Genomic DNA, 26,268 nt, shown 5'->3' with positions numbered 1-26,268 from the left:
AGAAAGACAGCAAAACCGACCATTTCAAATGCCCAAGAGCCCGGTGGTCACCGGGCTCATGGATCAGGACGTCAGGATAAATCGCTTCTCAGCGAAATGTCCTACAGCGCCTGCTGCCTTTTTACCATCTTGCAATCAGCCGCGAAACTCGCCGCGACCACGGTAAACAGCTTTGGCGCCCAATTGCTCTTCGATACGCAGCAGTTGGTTGTACTTGGAGATGCGATCCGAACGGCTCAGAGAACCGGTCTTGATCTGACCAGCGGACGTGCCCACTGCCAGATCGGCGATGGTCGAGTCCTCGGTTTCACCGGAACGGTGGGAGATCACGGCGGTGTAACCGGCTGCCTTGGCCATCTGGATGGCTTCCAGGGTCTCGGTCAGGGTGCCGATCTGGTTGAACTTGATCAGAATGGAGTTACCGATTTTTTTCTCGATACCTTCTTTCAAAATCTTGGTGTTGGTCACGAACAGGTCGTCGCCCACCAGCTGGATCTTGTCGCCGATCTTGTCGGTCAGAACCTTCCAGCCGTCCCAGTCGGACTCGTCCAGACCGTCTTCGATGGAGATGATCGGGTGCTTGCTCACCAGGTCGGCCAGGTAGTCGGCAAAACCGGCTGAGTCGTACTCGCCTTCTTCGCTCAACACGTACTTGCCGTTCTTGTAGAACTCGCTCGCCGCGCAGTCCAATGCCAGGGTCACGTCGGTGCCCAGCTTGTAACCGGCGTTCTTGACCGCTTCAGCAATGGCGTCCAGCGCTTCGGCGTTGGAGTTCAGGTTCGGTGCGAAACCGCCTTCGTCACCCACGGCAGTGTTCAGGCCCCGGGCCTTCAGCACAGCTTTGAGGTGATGGAAAATCTCGGTGCCCCAGCGCAGGCCTTCGGAGAAGGTCTTGGCGCCAACCGGCTGAACCATGAATTCCTGGATATCGATGTTGTTATCGGCGTGCTCGCCACCGTTGATGATGTTCATCATCGGGACTGGCATCGAGTAGACGCCTGGAGTGCCGTTAAGGTTGGCGATGTGCGCGTACAGCGGCAGGTCCTGGTCCTGTGCGGCAGCCTTGGCAGCGGCCAGGGACACAGCGAGAATTGCGTTGGCGCCCAGGCTGGCTTTGTTTTCGGTGCCGTCGAGCTCGATCATCGCGTGATCCAGCGCTTTCTGGTCAACCGGGTCCTTGCCCAGCAGCAGATCGCGGATCGGGCCATTGATATTGGCCACAGCCTTCAGAACGCCCTTGCCCATGTAACGGCTCTTGTCGCCATCACGCAGCTCAAGTGCTTCACGCGAGCCGGTGGAAGCACCGGACGGCGCGCAGGCACTGCCGATGATGCCGTTGTCGAGGAGCACATCTGCTTCCACGGTGGGATTGCCACGGGAGTCGAGAACTTCACGACCTTTGATGTCGACGATTTTTGCCATTGTTGTTAACACTCCAAGATTGACGAAAACGACGCAGCTGGGAAAACGACTGACGCCCCGAGGCACTCAGACAGCGGGCAGGCCCGAGACGACAAAAATTCCCGACCCATTGGTCGGGAAAGAAACGCACGGCACTGTACCGGAGGCTCCAGTGCCGGAGAAGCGGGTTTTATGCCGTTTCGATGGTCGGGAAGCTCTTGACCAGATCATCGAGCGCCTTGAGCTGAGTCAGGAATGGCTCAAGCTTGTTCAGGCGCAGTGCGCAAGGACCGTCGCATTTGGCGTTGTCCGGATCCGGATGCGCCTCGAGGAACAGGCCCGCGAGCCCCTGGCTGATACCGGCCTTGGCCAGGTCCGTGACCTGGGCGCGACGACCACCGGCTGAATCCGAACGACCGCCCGGCATCTGCAGCGCATGAGTGACATCGAAGAACACAGGGTATTCGAACGCCTTCATGATGCCGAAACCGAGCATGTCCACCACAAGGTTGTTGTAGCCGAAGCTCGAACCGCGCTCGCACAGGATCAACTGGTCATTACCCGCTTCTTCACACTTGCTCAGGATGTGTTTCATTTCCTGAGGCGCGAGGAACTGGGCTTTCTTGATGTTGATCACGGCACCGGTTTTCGCCATCGCAACGACCAGATCGGTCTGACGCGACAGGAAAGCCGGCAGCTGGATGATGTCGCAGACTTCAGCGACAGTCGCAGCCTGATGCGGCTCGTGCACGTCGGTGATCACAGGAACGCCAAAGGTGCTCTTGATCTCTTCGAAGATGCGCATGCCCGCTTCCAGGCCCGGACCGCGATACGACGTCACGGAAGAACGGTTGGCTTTGTCGAAGCTGGCCTTGAACACGTAAGGGATGCCGAGTTTTTCGGTCACCCGTACGTACTCTTCGCAGACCTGCATGGCCATGTCCCGCGATTCCAGGACATTCATGCCGCCGAACAAGACCATTGGCTTGTCGTTGGCGATGTCGATGGAACCGACGCGGATGATTTTAGATGCCATGTAATGAATTCCCTATCAGGCGTTTTTCTGGTGTTGAGCGAGCGCTGCCTTGACGAAGCCACTGAACAGCGGGTGGCCGTCACGAGGCGTTGAAGTGAACTCAGGGTGGAACTGGCACGCCACGAACCATGGATGATCCTTGGACTCGACCACTTCGACCAGCGCGCCATCACCCGAACGACCGGAAACCTTCAGGCCGGCTTCGATCAGTTGCGGCAGCAGCTTGTTGTTCACTTCGTAGCGATGACGGTGACGCTCGACGATCACGTCGTTGGCGTAGCAGTCATGGACCAACGAGCCTGGCTCCAGCTGACATTCCTGCGCGCCCAGACGCATGGTGCCGCCCAGATCGGAGGTTTCAGTGCGGGTTTCGACCGCGCCGGTGGCGTCTTCCCACTCGGTGATCAGACCGACCACAGGGTGCGGGCTGGTACGATCGAATTCGGTGGAGTTGGCGTCTTTCCAGCCCAGCACGTTACGTGCGAACTCGATGACCGCCACCTGCATGCCCAGGCAGATACCCAGGTAAGGCACCTTGTTCTCGCGAGCGAACTGGACAGCTGTGATCTTGCCTTCCACACCACGCAGACCGAAACCGCCCGGAACCAGAATCGCATCCACGCCTTCCAGCAGGCCGGTGCCCTGATTCTCGATGTCTTCCGAGTCGATGTAGCGCAGGTTGACCTTGGTGCGGTTGGTGATGCCGGCATGACTCATCGCTTCGATCAGCGACTTGTACGCATCCAGCAGCTCCATGTATTTACCGACCATGGCGATGGTGACTTCATGCTCGGGATTGAGCTTGGCGTCGACCACGGCTTCCCACTCGGACAGATCGGCGCTGCCGCATTGCAGGCCGAAGCGCTCGACGACGAAATCGTCCAGACCTTGTGAGTGCAGGATGCCAGGAATCTTGTAGATGGTATCGGCGTCTTCCAGCGCGATGACTGCACGCTCTTCGACGTTGGTGAATTGCGCGATCTTGCGACGCGACGAAACGTCGATCGGGTGATCGGAGCGGCACACCAGTACGTCAGGTTGCAGACCGATCGAGCGCAGTTCCTTGACGGAGTGCTGAGTCGGTTTGGTCTTGGTCTCGCCAGCGGTAGCGATGTAAGGCACGAGCGTCAGGTGCATCAGCATCGCGCGTTTGGCGCCGACTTCGAAACGCAACTGGCGAATGGCTTCCAGAAACGGCTGGGACTCGATGTCACCCACGGTGCCACCGATTTCGACCAAGGCCACGTCGGCATCGCCGGCGCCCTTGATGATGCGACGCTTGATTTCGTCGGTGATGTGCGGGATCACCTGAATGGTCGCGCCCAGATAATCACCACGGCGCTCTTTGCGCAGGACGTGTTCGTACACACGGCCGGTGGTGAAGTTGTTGTTCTGGGTCATGGTGGTGCGAATGAAACGCTCGTAGTGACCCAGGTCCAGGTCGGTCTCGGCGCCGTCGTGGGTGACGAACACTTCACCGTGCTGGAACGGGCTCATGGTGCCCGGGTCGACGTTGATGTAGGGGTCCAGCTTGAGCATGGTGACCTTAAGTCCCCTCGCCTCCAGGATGGCCGCCAATGAAGCCGAGGCAATGCCTTTCCCCAATGAAGAAACAACACCGCCCGTGACGAAGATGTAGCGCGTCATGAAAAACCCTAGAAGTCTGCGTTAAAGCGGTCAGAGCCGCCGGGGAAAGCGAAGGAAGGCCGAAGCCCCCGATGACCTGCAAATCTTTCGATGCAGTTCCGAAATTGCCGCGCTGAAAGTGACTGGCCGAAACCGGACCTGTCCATTGCTCGCCACATTTTGAGAATCGCCCAGTAAAGACTGGCTGGTAATCGGCAACTTGCGTCGTTCCAGAAGGATCGACATAAGCTGTATCAAGAAGGGAGCGTAGTCTACCGGAAACAGCCTCTCATCTCAAACTGTGGTCATTCGTCGGTGGCTGCCAGTGCAATCGCCAGTCGCCACGGGGGTCAGCGTCCAGTCCCGGGAGGTTGGCGACCGCCAGCAACTGTTCGCCGCGATACAGCAGCGGCAATCGGCCGCGCAAAAATACCGGCACGCCCTTTTCGTTGAGCAGGCGCTTGAGATCCCGACGCCCGCGATCCGGCACATCCAGCACTTCGCCACCCTGTCGATAATGAACGTGCAGGCCGCCGCGCGGGATCTCACCGAGAATCTGCAGCATGCCATTGCCTGGCAAATGCAGTGGCTGGGAGGCCGGCGACCAGTGCTGCGACCCGGCTACATCCTTGAGCCAGATGCCCGACAGCCACCAGATGCGCCCTTCTGCACGATGCAGCTGGCCGTCGGTCAGACGCCAGATCGGCCGCCCGTCGGGGCCCGCGTCGCGCAGCGAATCCCAACCCGCCCAGTGATCGCTGTCCGGCAAGCGCGTCAGCGATCCAAGCCAGTGCCGCACGGCGTTCCGCTGGCGCGCGGCAGACAACGCCTCCAGGGGTGCCAGTTCCAGTGACGGCAGTTTGAGCCATGGCCAAGGGCAAGGTGTGTCGGCCTGCGCCAGATCCTGAACTGCCAGCTCATCCAGTAAACCCTGAGCTTCAGCCAGGTGCGCGGCGCTGCGGGTCATGTTTGCCACAGCGTGGGGCCAGCGCGCGGTCAGCGAAGGCAGCACGTTGTTGCGCAGGTAATTGCGGGAGAAACGACAGTCCTTGTTGCTCGGATCCTCGATCCAGCTCAGCCCCTGCTCCGTCGCATAAGCCTCGAGCAGTGCGCGGGGCTCGTCCAGCAAAGGGCGGAACAAATGCCCCTTGCCCACAACCCGTTGTGAAGGCATCGCAGCCAGACCTCTCACCCCCGCGCCGCGCAGCAAACGAAATATTAGGGTTTCCGCCTGATCATCCCGATGCTGGGCCGTTAGCAGCACCTCTCCCGCTTGCAGCACTTGATCGAAGGCGGCGTAACGTGCATCCCGCGCCGCCTGCTCCAGGCTCGCTCCCGGCAGGACCTGAACGTCGACGACCTGTAACGGCACACCCAGAATCTGACACATCTGACGACAATGTCCCGGCCACGACGCAGCAACGGCTTGCAGACCGTGGTGAATGTGCACAGCACTCAGGGGAGGAAGGGTTTGGTGGCGCGACAGCTCGGCCAGCAGGTGCAACAGAACGGTGGAATCCAGACCACCGGAGAAGGCAATGCGCCAACCGGCTGCGTCGCGCCAGGGAGACAGGCGCGACAACAGTCGCTTGGATAACTCTTGCTTGATGCCCGGCCTGGTCATGCTGGTTTAACCCTGCGTTGCGCTGGCCGGACCTCGAAGACCGCTTCGATTAAACGCCGTAACTCATCAGGCGCTCATAACGGCGAGCCAGCAGTTCGTCGTTGTTGAACTTCTTGAGCATGGCCAACTGGCTGCTCAGCTCTTCGCGAATCGACGCTGCGGCAGCGGCTGGATCACGATGCGCGCCGCCCAATGGCTCACCGATGACCTTGTCGACAATGCCCAGACCCTTGAGGCGCTCGGCAGTGATGCCCATCGCTTCGGCAGCGTCCGGTGCCTTCTCGGCGGTTTTCCACAGAATCGATGCGCAACCTTCCGGCGAGATCACCGCATAGGTCGAATATTGCAGCATGTTCAGTTGATCGCAGACACCGATGGCCAGCGCACCGCCCGAACCACCCTCACCGATGACGGTGGCAATGATCGGAGTTTTCAGGCGCGCCATGACACGAAGGTTCCAGGCGATCGCTTCGCTCTGGTTGCGCTCTTCAGCGTCGATACCCGGGTAGGCGCCAGGGGTGTCGATGAAGGTCAGGATCGGCATCTTGAAGCGTTCGGCCATTTCCATCAAACGGCACGCCTTGCGATAGCCTTCAGGACGCGGCATGCCGAAGTTGCGACGAACCTTTTCGCGCACTTCGCGGCCCTTCTGGTGACCAATCACCATCACCGGCTGATCGTCCAGACGGGCGATACCGCCGACGATCGCGGCGTCATCGGAGAAGTGACGATCGCCATGCAGCTCATCGAATTCGGTGAAGATGTGTTGGATGTAATCCAGCGTGTACGGACGGCGCGGATGACGCGCCATACGCGCGATCTGCCAACTGGTCAGGTTGCCGAAAATGCTTTCGGTGAGCGTATTGCTCTTCTCTTGCAGTCGAGAGATTTCGTCGCCGATGTTCAGCGAGTTGTCATTGCCTACCAGACGCAGCTCTTCAATCTTGGCTTGCAGGTCAGCAATCGGCTGTTCGAAATCCAGAAAATTCGGGTTCATAGGCATCCGTCTTGGGTCGACGGCCAAGAGGCCGGCCGGTTGATCCGTAAGCGCCATACCTTAAAGGATCTGGCGCGTAGGGGTCGAGTTTATAAGTGTCGAGCTCAAAAATTCAGAGAGCAGCGTTTAACGATACTGCAGAAAGACGTTCTCTCGTCCGAACTGGTCACGCAACGCCTGAATCAGGCTGTCCGCGGGATCGATTCGCCAGGCTTCGCCGAACTGCAGCAACGCGCGGGCTTCCTGCCCTGTGTAATCGAGCGTGATCGGACACGCTCCCCGGTGCTTCCTGCACAGGTCACCCAGCCAGCGTAGACGATCGCCCTTGAGCGCCTCGCTACGCACGGTCAGACGTAAACTTTCAGCCAGACCGGTCCGCGCCTCCTCCAGGCTCATGACCCGTTTGGCGCGCAAACGCAGGCCACCGGAGAAGTCGTCGGAACTGACCTCCCCTTCCACGACCACCATCGCGTCCGTCTGCAACAGCGACTGGGCTGCCTGGAACGAATCGGCGAACAGCGACGCTTCAATGCGCCCGGAGCGGTCGTCGAGGGTGATGAAACCCATCTTGTCGCCCTTTTTGTTCTTCATTACCCGCAGCGCGATGATCAGGCCGGCAACGGTCTGGGTATCACGCGCGGGCTTGAGATCGACGATCCGCTGACGGGCGAACCGGCGGATCTCGCCTTCGTATTCATCGATCGGGTGACCGGTCAGGTACAACCCGAGCGTCTCCTTCTCACCGCGCAACCGCTCCTTGAGAGTGACCTCTTTGGCAGTGCGATGGTTCGCATAAACATCGGCATCGGCTTCGACGAACAGGCCGCCAAACAGGTCGGCATGGCCGCTGTCATGACTGCGCGCGGTCTGCTCCGCGGCTTGTATCGCCTCTTCCAGAGCGGCCAGCAACACGCCTCGGTTACGGTCGATGTTGGCTTGGTACTGTTTGGGCTCTTCGAAGAAAAACGGGCCCAGACGATCCAGTGCGCCGCTGCTGATCAGCCCGCCAAGGGTCCGCTTGTTGACCCGCTTAAGGTCGATGCGCGCGCAGAAGTCGAACAGATCCTTGAACGGACCGGCCTGACGCGCTTCGGTAATCGCTTCCACCGGGCCTTCGCCGACGCCTTTGATTGCGCCGAGACCATACACGATGCGGCCCTCGTCGTTCACCGTGAACTTGAATTCGGAGTTGTTCACATCCGGCGCATCGAGGCGCAGCTTCATGGTGCGCACTTCCTCGATCAAGGTCACGACCTTGTCGGTGTTGTGCATGTCTGCCGACAGCACCGCCGCCATGAATGGCGCCGGGTAGTGTTTCTTGAGCCACGCGGTCTGGTACGACACCAGCCCATAGGCAGCGGAGTGGGATTTGTTGAAGCCGTAACCGGCGAATTTCTCCACCAGGTCGAAAATGTTACCAGCCAGATCCGGGTCGATATTGTTGCTCTTGCAGCCATCGATGAAACCGCCGCGTTGCTTGGCCATCTCCTCGGGCTTTTTCTTACCCATGGCGCGACGCAGCATGTCCGCACCACCAAGGGTGTAACCGGCCATCACCTGGGCGATCTGCATCACCTGCTCCTGATACAGGATGATGCCGTAGGTTGGCGCGAGTACCGGCTTGAGCCCCTCGTACTGATAGTCGACGTGGGGGTACGACAGCTCCGCGCGACCGTGCTTGCGGTTGATGAAGTCGTCCACCATGCCCGATTGCAGTGGGCCCGGACGGAACAGGGCCACCAGTGCGATCAAATCTTCCAGGCAGTCGGGCTTGAGCTTTTTGATCAGCTCTTTCATGCCCCGGGATTCAAGCTGGAACACCGCCGTGGTTTCGGCCTTCTGCAACAGGTCGTAAGTCGGGGCATCGTCCAGCGGAATGAATGCGATATCCAGCGGCTCTTCGCCAACCTTGGCGCGGTCGCGATTGATCGTCTTCATCGCCCAGTCGATGATCGTCAGCGTCCGCAAGCCCAGGAAGTCGAACTTCACAAGGCCAGCCGCTTCAACGTCGTCCTTGTCGTACTGGGTTACCAGACCGCCGCCTTCCTCATCGCAATAGATCGCCGCGAAATCAGTCAGCTTGGTCGGTGCGATCACCACACCACCAGCGTGCTTGCCGACGTTACGCACGACGCCTTCAAGCTTGCGCGCCATCTCCCAGATTTCGGCGCCTTCCTCGTCGGTCTTGAGGAAGTCGCGCAGAATCTCTTCCTGCTCGTAGGCTTTTTCCAGGGTCATGCCGACTTCAAACGGGATCATCTTCGACAGACGATCGGCCAGGCCGTAGGACTTGCCCTGCACCCGCGCCACGTCACGCACCACAGCCTTCGCGGCCATGGAACCGAAGGTGATGATCTGGCTCACCGCATTACGGCCGTATTTTTCGGCCACGTATTCGATAACGCGGTCGCGCCCATCCATGCAGAAGTCGACGTCGAAGTCGGGCATCGAAACCCGTTCCGGGTTAAGGAAACGTTCGAACAGCAGGTCGTACTGCAGCGGATCGAGGTCGGTGATCTTCTGCACGTAAGCCACGAGCGAACCGGCGCCCGACCCACGACCCGGGCCTACCGGAACGCCGTTACTCTTGGCCCACTGGATGAAGTCCATAACGATCAGAAAGTAGCCGGGGAATCCCATCTGGATGATGATATCCAGCTCGAAATTCAGCCGGTCCACATAGACCTGACGTTTTTCCTCGTAGTTCGGCGTAGTCTCTTTCGGCCATAGAACAGCCAGACGCTCTTCAAGACCTTCGAACGATACCTTGCGGAAGTACTCGTCGATGGTCAGCCCATCGGGAATCGGGAAGTTGGGCAGGAAGTGCGTGCCCAGCTTGACCTCGATGTTGCAGCGTTTGGCGATCTCTACCGTGTTGGCCAGCGCATCGGGCAGGTCGCTGAACAGCTCTGCCATTTCCTCGGCGCTTTTGAGGTACTGCTGATCGCTGTAGTTGTGCGAGCGGCGCGGATCGTCCAGCGCTCGGCCTTCACCGATGCAGACGCGGGTTTCGTGCGCTTCGAAATCTTCCTGCTTGATGAAGCGCACATCGTTGGTGGCCACCAACGGTACGCCATGGCGTTCAGCCAGCGCGACGGCTGCGTGCAGATGCTCTTCATCGTTGATGCGATTGGTGCGCTGGACTTCGACATAGAACCGGTCCGGGAACACCGACATCCACTCTTTCAGCAGTTCATCGGCCTCGGCAGGATTACCGCCGAGCAACGCCATGCCGATCTCGCCCTCTTTCGCCGCCGACAGGGCGATCAGCCCTTCGTTGGCCTCAGCTACCCACTCGCGGTCGATGATCACAACCCCGTTACGCTGGCCGTGCATGAAGCCGCGGGAAATCAGCTCTGTGAGGTTGAGATAGCCTTTGGGATTCATCACCAACAGGCTCAAGCGGCTGAGTGGCGCATCGCGATCACGCCCGGCCAGCCAGATGTCGGCGCCGCAGATCGGCTTGATACCAGCGCCCATGGAGGCTTTATAGAATTTGACCAGCGAACACAGGTTGTTCTGATCGGTCACCGCAACCGCTGGCATGTTCATGCCGGTCAGCGCTTTTACCAGCGGCTTGACCCGGACCAGACCGTCAACCAGAGAGTATTCGGTGTGCAGGCGTAGATGAACGAAAGAAGCCGGCATGGGTGATCCTATAGCGCACAGAAAACGAAGGCCGGATTGTACCGGCCTCTCACGAAAACATCAGCCCGCGATCAATTGAGCGGCAACGACGTGAAGCCGGTGGAAATCATCACCTCCCGAGCCTCGTAGGCCGCACGAACGGGCGCAAAGGAACGGCGATGGATCGGCGTAGGACCCAATCGCGCCAGCGCTTCCAGATGTACCGGCGTTGGATAGCCTTTGTGCCCACCGATGCCATAGCCTGGGTAAATCATTTCCATGGCGGCCATTTCGCGATCCCGGCTGACCTTTGCCAGAATCGACGCCGCAGCGATGGCGGGCACCTGTGCGTCGCCCTGAATCACCGGCGCGCTGGGCACCGACAACTGCGGGCAGCGATTGCCATCGATCAACGCCAGTTTCGGCGTAATCAGCAGGCCCTCGACAGCACGTTTCATGGCCAGCATGGTGGCGTGCAGGATGTTCAGCTCGTCGATCTCTTCGACCTCGGCCCGCGCGATGTGCCAGCAAAGGGCCTTCTCGCAGATCTCGTCGAACAGCTTTTCGCGCTTGGCCTCGGTGAGCTTTTTCGAATCGTTCAGCCCCAGAATCGGGCGATTCGGGTCAAGTATGACCGCAGCGGTCACGACGGCGCCGCACAGCGGGCCACGACCCACTTCATCGACACCGGCGACCAGATCCTCGACCAGGTTGAAATCCAGACCCATTTGCATTGATTGCGAACTCATCGTGATGGCGACGGGCCGATCAGGCTCAATACCGCTTCGGCGGCCTGATTGGACGCATCGCGACGCAAGGTACGGTGAATTTCATCGAAGCCGGCAGTCTGCTCCGCGCCGTTGTCGAGCAACGGCAGCACAGTATCGGCCAGGGCATCGGCGGTCGCAGCGTCCTGCAGAAGCTCAGGCACCAGCAAACGCTGGGCCAACAGGTTCGGCAACGACACATACGGACTCTTCACCATCCGCTTGAGTATCCAGTAGGTCAGCGGCGCCAGACGATAGGCAACCACCATCGGTCGTTTGTACAGCAAGGCTTCCAGGGTGGCGGTGCCGGAGGCGATCAACACCGCATCGCAGGCTGCAAGTGCCACGTGGGAGCGCCCGTCGAGGAGCGTCAGCGGCAGGTCGCGACCTTCAAGCAACTGCTCGATCTGCACACGACGTTGCGGACTGGCGCAGGGCAGTACGAAACGAATGTTCGGCCGTTGGGCCAGCAGACGTTCGGCAGCATCGAAGAACAACCCACCCAGGCGCCCGACTTCACCGCCACGACTGCCCGGCATCAACGCAACGACGGGGCCGCCATCCAATCCCAACTCAGCGCGCGCAGCGTCCCGGTCGGCTTCGAGCGGGATAGTATCGGCCAGCGGATGCCCGACAAAGCGAACTGGCACACCCTTCTCTTCATAAAACCGTGCCTCGAAAGGCAGCAGCGTGAGCATCAGATCACAGCCTTCGCGGATCTTCAGCACCCGCTTCTGGCGCCAGGCCCACACTGAAGGACTGACGTAGTGAACGGTCTTGATGCCGGTCTGACGCAGTTTGAGTTCGATATTGAGGGTGAAGTCCGGAGCGTCGATGCCGATGAACACATCGGGCTTTTCATCGATCAGGGTCTGGATCAGCAGTTTGCGTCGTGCCAGCAGTTCCTTGAGACGCCCAAGTACTTCCACCAGGCCCATGACCGACAGTCGCTCCATCGGGAAGTAGGACCTCATGCCCTCGGCTTCCATGAGCGGGCCGCCGACGCCAATGAACTGTGCATCGGGATGGCGCGCCTTGATAGCGCGCATCAGACCAGAACCCAGGATGTCGCCAGAGGCTTCTCCGGCGACAAGCGCTATACGCAGGGCACTCATGGTTAGCGGGTGATGCCGCGAGTCGAGTTCTGGATGGACTCAAGGAACAGCGCGACTTCCGGAAACTGGGAAGCGGGCGCGGCAAGCTCGACAACAGCCTGTTCGACGGTCAGCCCCTGCCGGTAGACAGTCTTGTAGGCACGGCGCAGCGCGTGAATCGCATCATCCGAAAAACCACGACGGCGCATGCCCTCGAAGTTCATGCTGCGGGCTTCGGCAGGGTTGCCAAACACCGTCACGAACGCCGGAACATCCTTACCGATAGCCGTACCCATACCCGAGAAGCTGTGGGCACCGATATGACAGTACTGATGGACGAGGGTGAAACCGGACAGGATCGCCCAGTCAGCCACATGGACATGGCCTGCCAGGGCGGTGTTGTTCACCAGAATGCAGTGATTGCCAATGACGCTGTCATGCCCGATGTGTGCATAGGCCATGATCAGGTTGTGATCGCCGATCGTGGTCTCGGCACGATCCTGAACAGTCCCACGGTGAATCGTCACGCCTTCGCGGATCACGTTGTGATCACCGATGACCAGACGCGTCGCCTCACCTTTGTATTTCAGGTCAGGCGTGTCCTCACCTACCGAGGAAAACTGGTAGATGTGGTTGTTCTTGCCGATCCTGGTCGGGCCACGCAGGATCACGTGCGGACCGATGACCGTACCCTCGCCAATTTCCACACCGGGTCCGACGATCGACCACGGGCCGACCTCCACATTGTCAGCCAGAATGGCTGTCGGATCGATGATTGCGCGAGAGTCAATCAAACTCATAGTTTACGTTCCGCACAGATGATTTCAGCGGAGCAGACCGGCTTGCCGTCCACCGACGCCTGGCATTCGAACTTCCAGATCTGGCGCTTGCAGCTGAGAAACTTCGCTTCAAGGATCAGTTGGTCGCCCGGCAGCACCGGCTGGCGGAAGCGCAGCTTGTCGGAGCCCACGAAGTAATACAGAGTGCCGTCGGCAGGCTTCACGTCAAGCATTTTGAAGCCCAGGATGCCAGCAGCTTGCGCCATGGCTTCAATGATCAGCACGCCCGGCATGATTGGATGCGCAGGAAAATGGCCATTGAAGAAAGGCTCATTGATGCTGACATTCTTGTAGGCACGAATGCTTTTATTCTCAACATCCAGCTCCACTACACGGTCCACGAGCAGGAACGGGTAACGGTGGGGCAGATATTCGCGAATTTCGTTGATGTCCATCATTTCGAGAGGAAGCCTGTAGTAAAGATTGGGAGTGCGCGACGAATGCGCAGCACTCCTCTAGCAAATCAAGGAGGCAGTTTATCGGCTTTGCACACTTGATAAGAAAAAAGTATCAGCCATCAGATGACGCTTTACCGCCTGAGGTCACTGCCTCGACAATCTTTTCCAGTTGTTGCAGCCGACGCGCCATGTCATCGAGCTGGCGAATACGCGCTGCACTCTTGCGCCACTCCGCAGCCGGCTGCATCGCCGTCCCCGAAGAATAGGATCCTGGCTCGGTAATCGAGCGGGTCACCATGGTCATGCCGGTGATGAAAACGCCGTCGCAAATCTCGATGTGCCCGACCAGCCCGACGCCGCCCGCAAGCATGCAATGCTTGCCAATCTTCGCGCTGCCGGAAATTCCGACACAGGCTGCCATCGCGGTGTGATCGCCCACTTGAACGTTATGTGCGATCTGAATCTGGTTATCCAGCTTCACGCCGTTGCCGATACGGGTGTCGTCCATGGCACCGCGGTCAATGGCGGTATTCACGCCGATCTCCACATCGTCGCCGATGGTCACCCCGCCGATCTGGGCGATCTTCTGCCATACGCCTTTCTGGTTGGCGAAGCCGAAGCCCTCACCACCCAGCACGGCGCCGGACTGAATCACCACGCGCTGACCGATACGTACGTCGTGATACAGGGTCACGCGGGGTGCAAGCCAGCCGCCTTCGCCAATCACGCTGCGCGCTCCGATGAAGCAGTGCGCACCGATGGTTACACCCGCGGCAATCTGCGCCCCACTTTCGATAACCGCATACGCACCAACGCTGGCGGCAGCATCGACCACCGCATCGTCAGCAATCACGGCAGTCGGATGAATACCCGGGGCAGCCTTAGGCTTTGGATCGAAGAGGTGAGAAATGCGGGCGTAGGCCAGATAGGGATCAGCGATAAGCAGCGCATCCCCCGCGTAGCCTTCGGCGTCTGCAGGCTTGAGCAGCACGGCAGCGGCGTGGGTGGTAGCGAGAAATTTTCGATACTGGGGATTGGCCAGGAAGCTGACCTGACCTGGACCCGCTTCCTGCAAGGTAGCGAGCCCGGTGATTTGCTTGTCCTCAGGGCCACGTAGCGTGGCGCCGAGGAACTCGGCCAATTGGCCGAGCGTGATAGTCGCGGTCATGAATTTACTTCAGCTGGTTCATGCGCTCGATGACCTGGCGAGTAACGTCATATTGTGGTTTGACGTCAATCACGGCACCGCGCTCGAAGACCAGGTCGTAGCCGCCTTTCTTGATCACTTCTTCAACAGCCGAATCCAGCTTTGGCTTGAGCTGCTTGAGCATTTCGCGGTCAGCAACGGCTTTGGCTTCGTTCAGCTCCTTGGACTGGAACTGGAAGTCACGGGCTTTCTGCTTGAAGTCGAGCTCCAGTTTCTCGCGCTCAGGCTGGGCCATTTTGTCGCCACCCGCTACCAGACGATCCTGAATACCCTTGGCGCTGCTTTCCAGAGCCTTGAGTTTGGTCAGCTGAGGGCCGAATTTCTTTTCTGCGTCGACTGCGTACTTTTTCGCAGCGTCCGATTCCAGCAGCGCCATCTGATAGTTCAGAACGGCGATTTTCATGTCAGCAAATGCCGGGCCTGCGATCAGAACCGTTGCCAGCAATGCCAATTGGGTCAACTTACGCACAATGTAACTCCTGCAAATCCGTTGTCGTTATCAGTGACCAGACCCTTAGAAGGTCTGACCGAGAGAGAATTGGAAGACCTGGGTTTCGGTGCTGTCGTCCGGTTTCTTGACCGGCATTGCCAGAGCGAAGCTCAATGGACCCAGTGCCGTGATCCAGGTCACGCCGACACCGACCGAGCTCGCCAGGCCCGACAGCTCAGGGCCGTTGCACTCGACTTTTTCGCCGGTGGTAGTGGTTTTCTGCGAGCCACAGTTGGTGTTGAAAACGTTACCGACATCCCAGAACAAGGAAGTGCGCAGCGAGCGCTGATCCTTGATGAATGGCAGCGGGAACAGAAACTCGGCACCACCGGTGATCAACACGTTACCACCGAACGGTAGCGGGTCCTGATCCGGGTCAGCGATGGTACCCGACTTCGTACCGCTACTTGGCGTACTGCGAGGCCCGAGCGTACTGTCCTTGAAGCCACGAACCGAGTTGAAGCCACCGGCGTAGTAGTTCTCGTAGAACGGCAGACCCGAGGTCGAACCGTAGCCATCACCGTAACCCAGCTCGGAGTGCAGACGCAGGGTGGTGTTGGTGGTGATCGGGTGGAACAGCTGGCCGCGGTAGTCGAGTTTGTAGAACGACAGGTCGCTGCCAGGAATAGTGGTTTCCAGGGTCAGGCTCTGGGAATGACCACGGGTCGGCAGCGTACCTTTGTTCAGGGTCGACTCGGACCAGCCGACGGACGCCTTGAAGTTGGTGAAGCTGTCGCCTTCCTTCTCGATGAAGTCGAAGATCTCGTCAACGGTGTAGGTACCGGTGCTCAGTTCGTCTTTCTGTACCGACAGGCCGAAGTTAAGGCGCGAGGTCTCACTGATCGGGTAGCCCATGTTGATACCGGCACCCAGGCTGTCCACCGAGTAGCTGGCCACGTCGACGTCGAGGTCGTCATAGTCAGTCTTGCGGTAGAAAGCGCTGTAACCAAGGCTCACACCGTCTGGCGTGAAGTACGGATCGACATAGCTGAAGTTGTAGCGGGTCTGGTATTCACTTTTGGTCAGGCCGATGCTGACCTTGTTACCGGTACCCAGGAAGTTGTTCTGGCTGATGGAGCCACCCAGGATCAGACCGGCACTCTGTGCAAAACCGACGCTGGCGGTGATCGAGCCGGATGCCTGTTCTTCCACGGCGTAGTTCACGTCAACCTGATCGTCGGTGCCCGGCACCGCAGGTGTTTCAACGTTCACTTCCTTGAAGAAGCCCAGACGGTCCAGACGGGTCTTGGACTGGTCGATCAGGTAGGTAGAAGCCCAACCGCCTTCCATCTGGCGCATTTCACGACGCAGTACTTCGTCCGCGGTTTTGGTGTTGCCACGGAAGTTGATGCGGTTGACGTAGGCACGTTTGCCCGGATCGACGGCGAACAGGATGTCCACGGTGTGATCTTCGTCATTCGGGGTAGGCACGCCGTTGACGTTGGCGAAGGTATAGCCTTCGTTACCCAGACGACGGGTGATCAGCTCGGAAGTGGTGGTCATGACCTTGCGCGAGAAGACCTGGCCCGGCTTGACCAGCAGCAGCGACTTGACCTGATCTTCAGGAACCTTGAGGTCGCCTGTCAGCTTGACCGACTTGACGCTGTACTTCTCGCCTTCATGGATGTTGACGGTGATGTACACGCTTTTCTTGTCGGGCGTGATGGATACCTGAGTCGAGGCGATATCCATGTTGATATAGCCGCGGTCGAGGTAATAGGAACGCAGACGTTCCAGATCGCCGGAGAGCTTCTCACGGGCGTACTTGTCGTCGTTCTTGAAGAAGGAAAGCCAGTTGGTGGTCTTGAGTTCGAACAGGTCTACCAGATCCTGCTCCGGGAACACCGAGTTACCCACCACGTTGATGTGCTGGATCGCGGCGACCGCGCCTTCATTGATGTTGATCTTCAGACCGACGCGGTTGCGTGGCTGAGGGACGACTTCAGTGGCGACTTCTGCCGAGTAGCGGCCTTGAGCGACGTACTGACGCTGCAGTTCGTTACGAACGCCTTCCAGGGTTGCGCGCTGGAAGATCTCGCCTTCTGCCAGACCGGACTGTTTGAGGCCTTTCATCAGGTCTTCGGTGGTGATCGCCTTGTTGCCTTCGATCTCGATGCTCGAAACAGATGGGCGCTCGACCACGGTGATGACCAGAACGTTGCCGTCACGACCCAGCTGGATGTCCTGGAAGAATCCGGTTTTGAACAGTGCGCGAGTGGCGTCGACAAGACGCGAGTCATCGGCCTGTTCACCCACGTTCAACGGCAGCGCACCAAAGACGCTGCCAGCGGACACCCGCTGCAGCCCGTTGACACGGATATCGGAGATAGTGAAGGACTCGGCGTGAACTTCGGCGATCATCAGTACGGCAAGAACCGCAGTTAGCAGCAGACGTTTCATGAAGTCCTTTCTTATTCCAACTGGCAATAAACAAACTGCCGCAAAATGCGGCAGATTCACAATTCGGCGTAGCTTTTACAGTCGTCCCAGATCGTTGACCAGTGCGAGCAACATGACTCCGACCACCAGACTTATCCCGATCTGAACCCCCCAACCCTGTACCTTTTCCGACAGTGGACGACCACGCGCCCACTCGATCAGATAAAACAGCAAGTGCCCCCCGTCCAACACTGGAATGGGCAGCAAATTGAGAACCCCCAGGCTTATGCTCAGATAAGCAAGGAAATTCAAGAAGTCACCTACACCTGACTGGGCCGAAGCGCCCGCCACTTTAGCAATGGTTATCGGTCCGCTCAAGTTTTTTACCGAGAGCTCGCCGAACAACATTTTCTTCAGTGAATCCAAGGTCAGCACGCTCATGGTCCAGGTGCGTCTCGCGCCCTCTGCCACGGCGGCCAGTGGGCCGTAACTGACTTCACGGAGCATTTCCGGTGGCCAGTCGACACCTTTTACACCAGCACCCAGATACCCGGTGGCAGCCTTTCCTTCACCATGGGTCGCCAGCGTCACGGGTACGTCGATCTTCGCACCATCACGCTCGACAGTCAGGGAAATCCTGGTATCAGGACGGACACGAACCGAATCCACCACCTGCTGCCAATCGTTGAGCGGCTGGCCATCCAGCGCCAAGAGACGATCGCCTGTTTTCAGGCCGGCGCCCTGCGCAGGCCCTTTGGGATCCAGCTCAGCCAGTACCGGAGGCAACGCAGGTCGCCACGGACGGATACCCAGCGAGCGAATGGGATCGGGTTCATCCGCGCCCTTGAGCCAGTCATTCAGAGCCAGCGAGCGCGGCGTGTCTACTTCGGAGCCCTGATCACGAACCTTCAGCGCGATGCTGCCTGTTTCACCCAGACGACGAACCAGTTGAAGATTGACCGCAGCCCAGCCCGAAGTGGCCTCGCCATCGACTGAAACAATTTCCTGACCGGAAGTCAGGCCTGCCTTTTCAGCGATACTGCCCGCCTCTACGCCGCCGATGACCGGGCGCACCTGCTGGCTGCCCAACATGGCCAGTACCCAGAAAAACACAATGGCCAACAAGAAGTTGGCGACGGGCCCTGCGATGACAATGGCGATGCGCTGATAGACAGACTTGCGGTTGAACGACTGATCGACCAACTCGGCCGGCACCTCGCCTTCTCGCTCGTCGAGCATCTTCACATAGCCACCCAGAGGAATGGCAGCCAGGACGTATTCTGTGCCTTTACGGTCATGCCAGCGCAGAAGCGGCATGCCGAACCCGACCGAAAAACGCAAAACCTTGACACCACAACGCCGAGCCACCCAAAAGTGGCCAAACTCGTGAAAGGTCACCAGCACGCCCAAGGCAATCAGGGTGCCGACAATCATATAAAGCGCGCTCATCGCTGTTCTCCGGGTACCGGTTTAGCGTTGCGGGCGGACGCTGATCGCGTGCCTGCCCACCCCGATGGACCTGCGCCTGCCGACATGTGCGGTTTACCGGCCATTTCGGCTAAGCCACTGCTCGGCCAGCGTACGAGCCCTGGCATCGACTTCGAATACCGTTTCCAGCTCATTCACCGCGACGACAGGCTCCAGGTTCAGGACTTCGTCGATCATACTCGCGATTTCCGGATAACGAATGCGTCGATCCAGAAACGCAGCAACAGCCACCTCGTTGGCAGCATTGAGCACCGCTGGAGCGCTGTCGCCGGTTTCCGCAGCTTGCCGCGCCAGACGCAGGCAAGGGAAGCGCAATTCGTCCGGGGCCTGGAAATCCAGCCGCGCAATGCTGAAAAGGTCCAGCGGTGCAACACCCGAATCGATTCGCTCGGGCCATGCCAATGCGTGGGCGATCGGTGTGCGCATGTCCGGATTGCCCAATTGGGCCAACACCGAACCGTCGACATAATCGACCATTGAGTGGATGACGCTCTGCGGATGAATCACCACTTCGATGCGAGCCGGTGCGGTATCGAACAACCAGCAGGCCTCGATCAATTCAAGCCCCTTATTCATCATGCTGGCCGAATCCACGGAAATCTTGCGCCCCATTGACCAGTTCGGATGCGCGCAGGCCTGCTCTGGGGAAACGTGTTCGAGATCTTCCAACGGCGTTTCGCGGAACGGCCCCCCGGAGGCTGTCAGCAGGATGCGACGCACACCGACCTCATTCAAGCCACTGGCATAGTTGCCAGGCAAGCACTGAAAGATCGCGTTGTGTTCACTGTCCAGCGGAAGAAGCACCGTACCGCTGCGACGCACCGCCTGCATGAACAAGGCGCCCGACATGACCAGGGCCTCCTTGTTGGCCAGCAGTACCTTCTTGCCTGCCTCCACCGCAGCCAGCGTAGGCCGCAAGCCTGCGGCGCCGACGATGGCGGCCAGGACCGTATCGACCTGCGGATGAGCAGAGACCTCACAAAGGCCGCCCTCCCCCACCAGAACGCGGGTATCTAGACCGGCCGCCCGCACATCTTCCTGTAACTGACGAGCAGCGACAGCGGTTGGCACCACCGCGAACTGCGGAGTGTGGCGCACACAGAGCGCCAGCAATTCGGCGAGACGAGTGAACCCGGTAAGGGCGAAGACCCGATAGCGCGACGGATGACGGGCAATGACATCCAGGGTGCTCAAACCCACCGAGCCGGTAGCGCCCAGCACGGTAATCTGTTGAGGGTTGTTCACATCACGCCCCAGTCTTTGGCGGCCCACAGCAGCAATGCGAATACCGGAATGGCTGCAGTCAGGCTGTCGATGCGATCAAGCACGCCGCCATGACCGGGCAACAGGTTGCTACTGTCCTTGACCCCGGATTTACGCTTGAACATGCTTTCAGTGAGATCACCCACGACCGAAATCAGCACCACGATCGCAGCACAGACCAGCGCGAAGAGGATTTCGCCAAAAGACCAGCCGCGGGAAACACCCACCACCGCCGTAATGATCAGACACGCAGCCAGACCACCGTAAAGCCCTTCCCAGCTCTTACCCGGACTGACTTTCGGTGCGAGCTTGCGCTTGCCGAACGCCTTGCCAGAGAAGTACGCGCCAATGTCCGCGCCCCACACCAGCACCATCACCGCGAGGATCAGCCAGTTGCCGGATGGCGACAGCTTGATCAAGACGAGTCCCTGCCAGGCCGGGAGCAGAATCAACAGACCGATCGCCAGCTTGTAGATGACGCTGGACCAATGCTCGCTAGATTCAGGATATGTCAGCACGAGCCACGTCGCCGCCAACCACCAGATCAGCGCGGCAACCAGAATCCACGGCGCAAGCCCCGGCAGCAGGTAAAGCAGGAACAGCAGCACTGCGACCACGACAGCGTAAAGCACGCGTACAGACTGGGTTTCGAGCCCCGCCAGACGAGCCCACTCCCAGGCTCCCAACGCGACGACCGCCCCAATGAACAGCGCGAAGCTGCCACCCTCGAGCAGAAAAAAACCGCAAAGGGCCAGAGGCGCGAGGATAAGCGCTGTAATGATTCGTTGTTTGAGCATTAAGCACGGGCTCCAGCTTCTACCTGCTCGCTGGTTTTCCCGAAGCGGCGTTGGCGCGAAGCGAAATCGGCCAGCGCATGGCGCATGGCATCGTGTTTGAAGTCCGGCCAGAACAGGTCGGAGAAATACAGCTCGGCGTAAGCCAGCTGCCACAGCAGGAAATTGCTGATGCGATGCTCGCCGCCAGTACGGATGCACAGGTCAGGCAGTGGCAGATCGCCGGTTGCAAGACAAGTCTGCAACAGTTCCGGCGTGATGTCGTCCGGACGCAGATGCCCGGCCTGCACCTCACGCGCCAGACGCTGCGCAGCCTGGGCGATATCCCATTGGCCACCGTAGTTGGCGGCGATTTGCAGAACAAAGCGGCTATTGCCCGCGGTCTGTGCTTCAGCCTCGCGGATGGCAGCCTGAAGCTCCGGATGAAATCGCGAACGATCACCAATGATGCGCAGGCTGATGCCGTTCTCGTTCAGACGCTTGGTCTCGCGACGCAAGGCAGTGAAGAACAGCTCCATCAGCGCACCGACCTCTTCGGCGGGGCGCTGCCAGTTCTCGCTGGAAAAAGCGAACAACGTCAGCACCTCGACCTTGGCCTCGGCGCACACTTCAATCACCGCCCGCACAGCGTCCACGCCAGCCTTGTGACCCGCCACACCCGGCAACAGGCGCTTTTTGGCCCAGCGATTGTTCCCATCCATGATGATCGCGACATGACGCGGCACCGATGACGGCACAGCCAGCTTTGTCTTATCCATGAAAGCTTCCTGACCCCTTATACGGCCATCAGGTCTTTTTCTTTTTCTTCCGTGGCCTTGGTGATCTGGGCCTCGAATTCCTTGGTCAGCTTATCGATGTCAGCGGTGCCACGACGCTCTTCGTCTTCGCTGATTTCTTTGTCCTTGACCAGCTTCTTGAGGTCACCCAGTGCATCGCGGCGAATATTGCGCACCGCAACGCGAGCGTCCTCAGCTGCGCTACGCGCCTGCTTGGTGAAGCCCTTGCGAGTTTCTTCGGTCAACGCCGGCATGGAGATCAGCAGCATTTCGCCGAGGTTGGTCGGGTTCAGATTCAGACCCGCACTCTGGATGGCCTTGTCGACCGCGCCAAGCATGTTGCGCTCAAACGCGACGACCTGCAGGGTGCGCGAGTCTTTAACGGTGATGTTGGCTACCTGGGTGATGGAAGTATCCGCGCCGTAGTACGGCACCATCACGCTGCCCAGAATGCTGGGGTGGGCCTTACCGGTACGAATCTGACCGAACGCATGGTTCAGGGATTCGATGGATTTCTGCATGCGCTCTTGAGCGTCTTTCTTGATTTCATTGATCATTGTGCACCTTCCTCGATCAAGGTTCCTTCAGCCCCGCCATGCACGATGTTCAGCAGTGCGCCGGGCTTGTTCATATTAAAGACACGCAGCGGCATCTTGTGGTCACGGCACAGGCAAATGGCCGTCAGATCCATTACTCCCAGCTTGCGATCCAGCACTTCATCGTAAGTCAGATGATCGAACTTCTCGGCATGCGGGTCCTTGAATGGATCGGCAGTGTACACACCATCGACCTTGGTTGCCTTCAGCACGACGTCCGCGTCGATCTCGATCGCACGCAGACAGGCTGCCGAGTCCGTGGTGAAGAACGGATTGCCGGTACCTGCCGCGAAGATAACGACCTCTTTGGCGTTCAGGTGACGCATGGCCTTGCGACGATCATAGTGATCGGTGACCCCGACCATGGAAATCGCCGACATCACGATGGCCGAGATATTGGCACGCTCCAGCGCGTCGCGCATGGCCAGGGCGTTCATCACAGTGGCCAGCATGCCCATGTGGTCGCCCGTCACCCGATCCATGCCGGCGGCACTCAACGCTGCACCACGAAACAGGTTGCCACCGCCGATGACCAGACCGACCTGAACGCCGATTCCAACCAGCTGACCCACCTCAAGCGCCATGCGATCCAGCACTTTGGGGTCGATACCGAACTCTTCCGACCCCATCAGGGCCTCGCCGCTAAGCTTGAGTAGAATGCGTTTATAGCGAGCTTGATAACCACTGCCCTGCTGAGCCATTGCGAATCTCTCCTGCGGCATTTAAAAAAAACATCTGAGCTGCGAGCCGTTTCCAGCCTGCGCTAACTCTAGGCTACTCGCTCCGGGATTTGCAGCCTTGTGAGCCACATCCGGAAAAACAAATTCCAACCGCCGCTTTGACAAAGAGGCTGCGCGCGTGAGCGGGCAGCCTCTTTGGGTCGACAGTTGGAGGACCGTCTTATTGCTTGCTGGCAGCTACTTGAGCAGCGACTTCTTCAGCGAAGTTGTCGACTGGCTTCTCGATGCCGTCGCCTACTTTGAAGTAGGTGAACGAAACGATTTCAGCGCCTGCTTTCTTCGCCAGATCACCGACTTTGACTTCCGGGTTCTTGACGAAAGGCTGATCAACCAGGCTCGCTTCAGCTTTGAATTTGCTGATACGACCTTCAACCATTTTCTCGACGATCTCGGCCGGCTTGCCTTTGATCTTGTCTTCGTTCAGTTGCAGGAAAACGCCTTTTTCGCGTTCGATTGCTTCTGGCGAAATCTCGGACGAGTGCAGGAACTCAGGGTTGGTTGCAGCTACGTGCATGGCGATTTCTTTGGCCAGCTCGGAGTCTCCACCCTTGAGAGCCACAACGACGCCGATCTTGTTGCCGTGCAGGTACGAACCCAGCACGTCACCTTCGATGCGCTTCAGACGACGGATGTTGACGTTCTCGCCAACCTTGCCGACCAGCACCAGGCGTGCAGCTTCCTGAGCTTCGATCAGCGGAGCGGCATCGGTCAGCTTGTCAGCGAACGCTTTTTCGACGCTGGCTGCAACAAATGCCTTGAAGTCGTCCTGCAGAGCCAGGAAGTCGGTCTGCGAGTTGACTTCGATGATGACAGCCGCTTTACCGTCGTCCTTGATGGCGATGGCGCCTTCAGCGGCGACGTTGCCTGCTTTCTTGGCGGCCTTGATTGCGCCCGAGGCACGCATATCGTCGATGGCTTTTTCGATGTCGCCGCCAGCCTTGGTCAAGGCCTTTTTGCAGTCCATCATGCCTTCGCCAGTACGCTCGCGCAGTTCTTTGACCAACGCTGCAGTAATCTCTGCCATTTCAAAATCCTCTTGGATAGGTCTTCAACCATTCCACCCGCCGGGCGGGCGTTCAAATTCTTGAAAATCCATGGTGACAGCTGCACATGACAACAAGATCGATGGCAACGCCAAATGGTTTTCGAGGTGGCAAAAAGGGGGCCAAGCCCCCTTTTTGCGTACTGAGTAAACGCTAGGCGTTTGCTACTCAGCCTTCAACCGATGCCGCTGGAGCTTCTTCAACGTAAACGTCGGTGCCGCCAGCAACATTGTTGCGACCACGGATAACAGCGTCAGCCATCGAACCCATGTACAGCTGAATGGCGCGAATGGCGTCATCGTTACCTGGGATGATGTAGTCAACGCCTTCCGGGCTGCTGTTGGTATCGACTACGCCGATAACCGGGATACCCAGCTTGTTGGCTTCGGTGATCGCGATGCGCTCGTGATCAACGTCGATAACGAACAGTGCGTCTGGCAGACCGCCCATGTCCTTGATACCACCCAGGCTACGATCCAGCTTTTCCAGATCGCGAGTGCGCATCAGCGCCTCTTTCTTGGTCAGCTTGGTGAAAGTACCGTCTTCTGCCTGAACTTCAAGCTCACGCAGACGCTTGATGGAAGCGCGGATGGTTTTGAAGTTGGTCAGCATGCCGCCCAACCAGCGGTGATCGACGTACGGCGAACCGCAACGTGCTGCTTCTTCAGCAACGATCTTGCCAGCGGAACGCTTGGTGCCGACGAACAGAATCTTGTTCTTGCCCTGAGCCAGGCGCTCAACGAAAGTCAGAGCTTCGTTGAACATAGGCAGGGTTTTTTCAAGGTTGATGATGTGAATCTTGTTACGCGCGCCGAAAATGTACTTACCCATTTTCGGATTCCAGTAACGGGTTTGGTGACCGAAGTGCACACCGGCCTTCAGCATATCGCGCATGTTGACTTGGGACATGATAGTTCCTTGATAAGTCGGGTTAGGCCTCCACGTATCCCAATGACCAACCAACGGCTTGAGCCGAGGGCACCCAGGTCATCGTGTCGACACGTGTGTGGGTTTGGGCTTTCGGGGCATACCCCGTAAAGCGGCGCATTTTATATCACAAAAGTCTGCATAACGGAACCCGAAATAAGATCCTGTTTTTCCGAGGCTTTTGCCGGTTCTGGCACGCCTTGGGATGCAGCCTGCCAGCTTGCCATATAAGGAAGCGATGATAACCCGCCCGGCGGCGGTCTGATAGAATCGCGTTTTTCCGTGTTTAGCTGCGGCCCTGCCGCGCCGAGAGAGCCTTGTATGACCGTTACCATCAAAACCCCTGAAGACATCGAAAAGATGCGTATCGCCGGCCGTCTGGCCGCAGAAGTACTTGAAATGATCGGGGCATACGTCAAGCCGGGCGTGACGACCGATGAGCTTGACCGTATCTGCCACGACTACATCGTCAACGAGCAGAAAGCCATTCCGGCCCCTCTGAACTACAAGGGCTTTCCGAAGTCCATCTGCACCTCGATCAACCACGTGGTCTGCCACGGCATCCCGAACGAGAAGCCGCTGAAGGAAGGCGACGTGCTGAACATCGACGTGACCGTTATCAAGGACGGTTACCACGGCGATACCAGCAAGATGTTCCACGTCGGCAAAGTACCCGAGTGGGCCGAGCGCCTGTCGAAGATCACCCAGGAGTGCATGTATAAAGGCATCGAGCTGGTCAAGCCGGGCGCACATCTGGGCGATATCGGCGAAGTGATTCAGAAGCACGCAGAGAAAAACGGTTTCTCGGTGGTCAAGGAATACTGCGGCCATGGCATCGGCAAGGTGTTTCATGAAGAACCGCAGGTCTTGCACTACGGCAAGGCGGGCGACGGCATGGAACTCAAAGAAGGCATGACCTTCACCATTGAGCCGATGATCAATCAGGGCAAGGCTGACACTCGCCTGCTGGGCGACGGCTGGACCGCCATCACCAAGGACCGCAAGCTGTCGGCGCAGTGGGAACACACCATCCTGGTCACCGCCACCGGCTACGAGATCTTCACCCTGCGTAGCGACGACACCATCGCGCGCACCTCGGCCTGATCACCAGGTCGTCAGGCGCAACCTGGCCGATATAGATAGAAGGAAAGCAGTT

General features: G+C 58.7%; 22 protein-coding genes. 1 reads left to right on the top strand and 21 read right to left on the bottom strand.

What is annotated here, in order from left to right; genetic code table 11:
• Nucleotides 1–135 precede the first annotated feature (135 nt).
• The 21 genes from eno to rpsB all read right to left on the bottom strand — a co-directional run bounded on the left by eno (nt 136) and on the right by rpsB (nt 25,094).
• Nucleotides 136–1,422, bottom strand: a complete 1,287-nt coding sequence (gene eno / locus BWR59_RS12115) for a phosphopyruvate hydratase (protein ID WP_081565870.1) — start codon at nt 1,420–1,422, stop codon at nt 136–138.
• Nucleotides 1,423–1,591: 169 nt separating this feature from the next.
• Nucleotides 1,592–2,437, bottom strand: a complete 846-nt coding sequence (gene kdsA, locus BWR59_RS12110; protein WP_081565869.1) for a 3-deoxy-8-phosphooctulonate synthase — start codon at nt 2,435–2,437, stop codon at nt 1,592–1,594.
• A gap of 15 nt (nt 2,438–2,452) precedes the next feature.
• Nucleotides 2,453–4,084 (bottom strand): CTP synthase, encoded by a 1,632-nt coding sequence (locus tag BWR59_RS12105; RefSeq protein ID WP_081565868.1) that lies wholly within the window; start codon nt 4,082–4,084, stop codon nt 2,453–2,455.
• Nucleotides 4,085–4,352: 268 nt separating this feature from the next.
• Entirely contained in the window at nt 4,353–5,687 is a 1,335-nt protein-coding gene (gene tilS / locus BWR59_RS12100; protein WP_081565867.1) for a tRNA lysidine(34) synthetase TilS, read from the bottom strand.
• A 49-nt stretch (nt 5,688–5,736) separates the two neighbouring features.
• The gene (accA, locus tag BWR59_RS12095) at nt 5,737–6,684 is read right to left on the bottom strand and encodes an acetyl-CoA carboxylase carboxyl transferase subunit alpha (RefSeq protein ID WP_081565866.1); all 948 of its coding nucleotides are present in this window, start codon (nt 6,682–6,684) and stop codon (nt 5,737–5,739) included.
• Nucleotides 6,685–6,810: 126 nt separating this feature from the next.
• Nucleotides 6,811–10,332, bottom strand: a complete 3,522-nt coding sequence (gene dnaE, locus BWR59_RS12090) for a DNA polymerase III subunit alpha (RefSeq protein WP_081565865.1) — start codon at nt 10,330–10,332, stop codon at nt 6,811–6,813.
• Between the two features lie 71 nt (nt 10,333–10,403).
• The gene (gene rnhB / locus BWR59_RS12085; protein WP_081565864.1) at nt 10,404–11,045 is read right to left on the bottom strand and encodes a ribonuclease HII; all 642 of its coding nucleotides are present in this window, start codon (nt 11,043–11,045) and stop codon (nt 10,404–10,406) included.
• An 11-nt stretch (nt 11,046–11,056) separates the two neighbouring features.
• Nucleotides 11,057–12,193: a lipid-A-disaccharide synthase gene (gene lpxB / locus BWR59_RS12080; RefSeq protein ID WP_081565863.1), complete on the bottom strand. Its 1,137-nt coding sequence runs from the start codon at nt 12,191–12,193 to the stop codon at nt 11,057–11,059.
• A gap of 2 nt (nt 12,194–12,195) precedes the next feature.
• Nucleotides 12,196–12,972, bottom strand: a complete 777-nt coding sequence (lpxA, locus tag BWR59_RS12075; RefSeq protein ID WP_081565862.1) for an acyl-ACP--UDP-N-acetylglucosamine O-acyltransferase — start codon at nt 12,970–12,972, stop codon at nt 12,196–12,198.
• Entirely contained in the window at nt 12,969–13,409 is a 441-nt protein-coding gene (gene fabZ, locus BWR59_RS12070; protein WP_081565861.1) for a 3-hydroxyacyl-ACP dehydratase FabZ, read from the bottom strand. The genes lpxA and fabZ overlap by 4 nt, the downstream gene beginning before the upstream one ends.
• Before the next feature lie 112 nt (nt 13,410–13,521).
• Complete coding sequence (gene lpxD / locus BWR59_RS12065) at nt 13,522–14,577, bottom strand: UDP-3-O-(3-hydroxymyristoyl)glucosamine N-acyltransferase (protein WP_081565860.1); 1,056 nt, start codon at nt 14,575–14,577, stop codon at nt 13,522–13,524.
• A gap of 4 nt (nt 14,578–14,581) precedes the next feature.
• Nucleotides 14,582–15,085 carry an OmpH family outer membrane protein gene (locus BWR59_RS12060; protein ID WP_062383122.1) on the bottom strand — a complete coding sequence of 168 codons (504 nt, stop codon included), beginning with the start codon at nt 15,083–15,085 and terminating at the stop codon, nt 14,582–14,584.
• A gap of 45 nt (nt 15,086–15,130) precedes the next feature.
• Nucleotides 15,131–17,506 (bottom strand): outer membrane protein assembly factor BamA, encoded by a 2,376-nt coding sequence (bamA, locus tag BWR59_RS12055; RefSeq protein WP_081565859.1) that lies wholly within the window; start codon nt 17,504–17,506, stop codon nt 15,131–15,133.
• Nucleotides 17,507–17,581: 75 nt separating this feature from the next.
• Nucleotides 17,582–18,934: a sigma E protease regulator RseP gene (gene rseP, locus BWR59_RS12050; RefSeq protein WP_081565858.1), complete on the bottom strand. Its 1,353-nt coding sequence runs from the start codon at nt 18,932–18,934 to the stop codon at nt 17,582–17,584.
• Nucleotides 18,935–19,027: 93 nt separating this feature from the next.
• Nucleotides 19,028–20,218, bottom strand: a complete 1,191-nt coding sequence (ispC, locus tag BWR59_RS12045) for a 1-deoxy-D-xylulose-5-phosphate reductoisomerase (RefSeq protein WP_081565857.1) — start codon at nt 20,216–20,218, stop codon at nt 19,028–19,030.
• Nucleotides 20,215–21,033 carry a phosphatidate cytidylyltransferase gene (locus BWR59_RS12040; RefSeq protein ID WP_081565856.1) on the bottom strand — a complete coding sequence of 273 codons (819 nt, stop codon included), beginning with the start codon at nt 21,031–21,033 and terminating at the stop codon, nt 20,215–20,217. The genes ispC and BWR59_RS12040 overlap by 4 nt, the downstream gene beginning before the upstream one ends.
• The gene (gene uppS / locus BWR59_RS12035) at nt 21,033–21,788 is read right to left on the bottom strand and encodes a polyprenyl diphosphate synthase (protein WP_081565855.1); all 756 of its coding nucleotides are present in this window, start codon (nt 21,786–21,788) and stop codon (nt 21,033–21,035) included. Before uppS ends, BWR59_RS12040 begins: the two co-directional genes overlap by 1 nt.
• A gap of 17 nt (nt 21,789–21,805) precedes the next feature.
• Nucleotides 21,806–22,363, bottom strand: coding sequence for a ribosome recycling factor (gene frr / locus BWR59_RS12030; RefSeq protein ID WP_081565854.1), 558 nt, complete (start codon nt 22,361–22,363; stop codon nt 21,806–21,808).
• Nucleotides 22,360–23,103, bottom strand: coding sequence for a UMP kinase (gene pyrH, locus BWR59_RS12025; protein WP_081565853.1), 744 nt, complete (start codon nt 23,101–23,103; stop codon nt 22,360–22,362). Before pyrH ends, frr begins: the two co-directional genes overlap by 4 nt.
• A 199-nt stretch (nt 23,104–23,302) precedes the next feature.
• Entirely contained in the window at nt 23,303–24,166 is an 864-nt protein-coding gene (tsf, locus tag BWR59_RS12020; RefSeq protein ID WP_081565852.1) for a translation elongation factor Ts, read from the bottom strand.
• Nucleotides 24,167–24,353: 187 nt separating this feature from the next.
• Nucleotides 24,354–25,094 carry a 30S ribosomal protein S2 gene (rpsB, locus tag BWR59_RS12015; protein WP_081565851.1) on the bottom strand — a complete coding sequence of 247 codons (741 nt, stop codon included), beginning with the start codon at nt 25,092–25,094 and terminating at the stop codon, nt 24,354–24,356.
• Nucleotides 25,095–25,433: 339 nt separating this feature from the next.
• Between rpsB and map the strand changes: the two genes are divergently transcribed.
• Nucleotides 25,434–26,216, top strand: a complete 783-nt coding sequence (map, locus tag BWR59_RS12010) for a type I methionyl aminopeptidase (RefSeq protein ID WP_081565850.1) — start codon at nt 25,434–25,436, stop codon at nt 26,214–26,216.
• Nucleotides 26,217–26,268 lie beyond the last annotated feature (52 nt).

Origin of the sequence: Pseudomonas sp. Bc-h (assembly GCF_002080045.1) — a bacterium.
In the GTDB taxonomy this organism is placed as follows: domain Bacteria; phylum Pseudomonadota; class Gammaproteobacteria; order Pseudomonadales; family Pseudomonadaceae; genus Aquipseudomonas.
The sequence above is the reverse complement of the archived record's forward strand: the minus strand, read 5'-3'. Positions and strand labels throughout refer to the sequence as shown.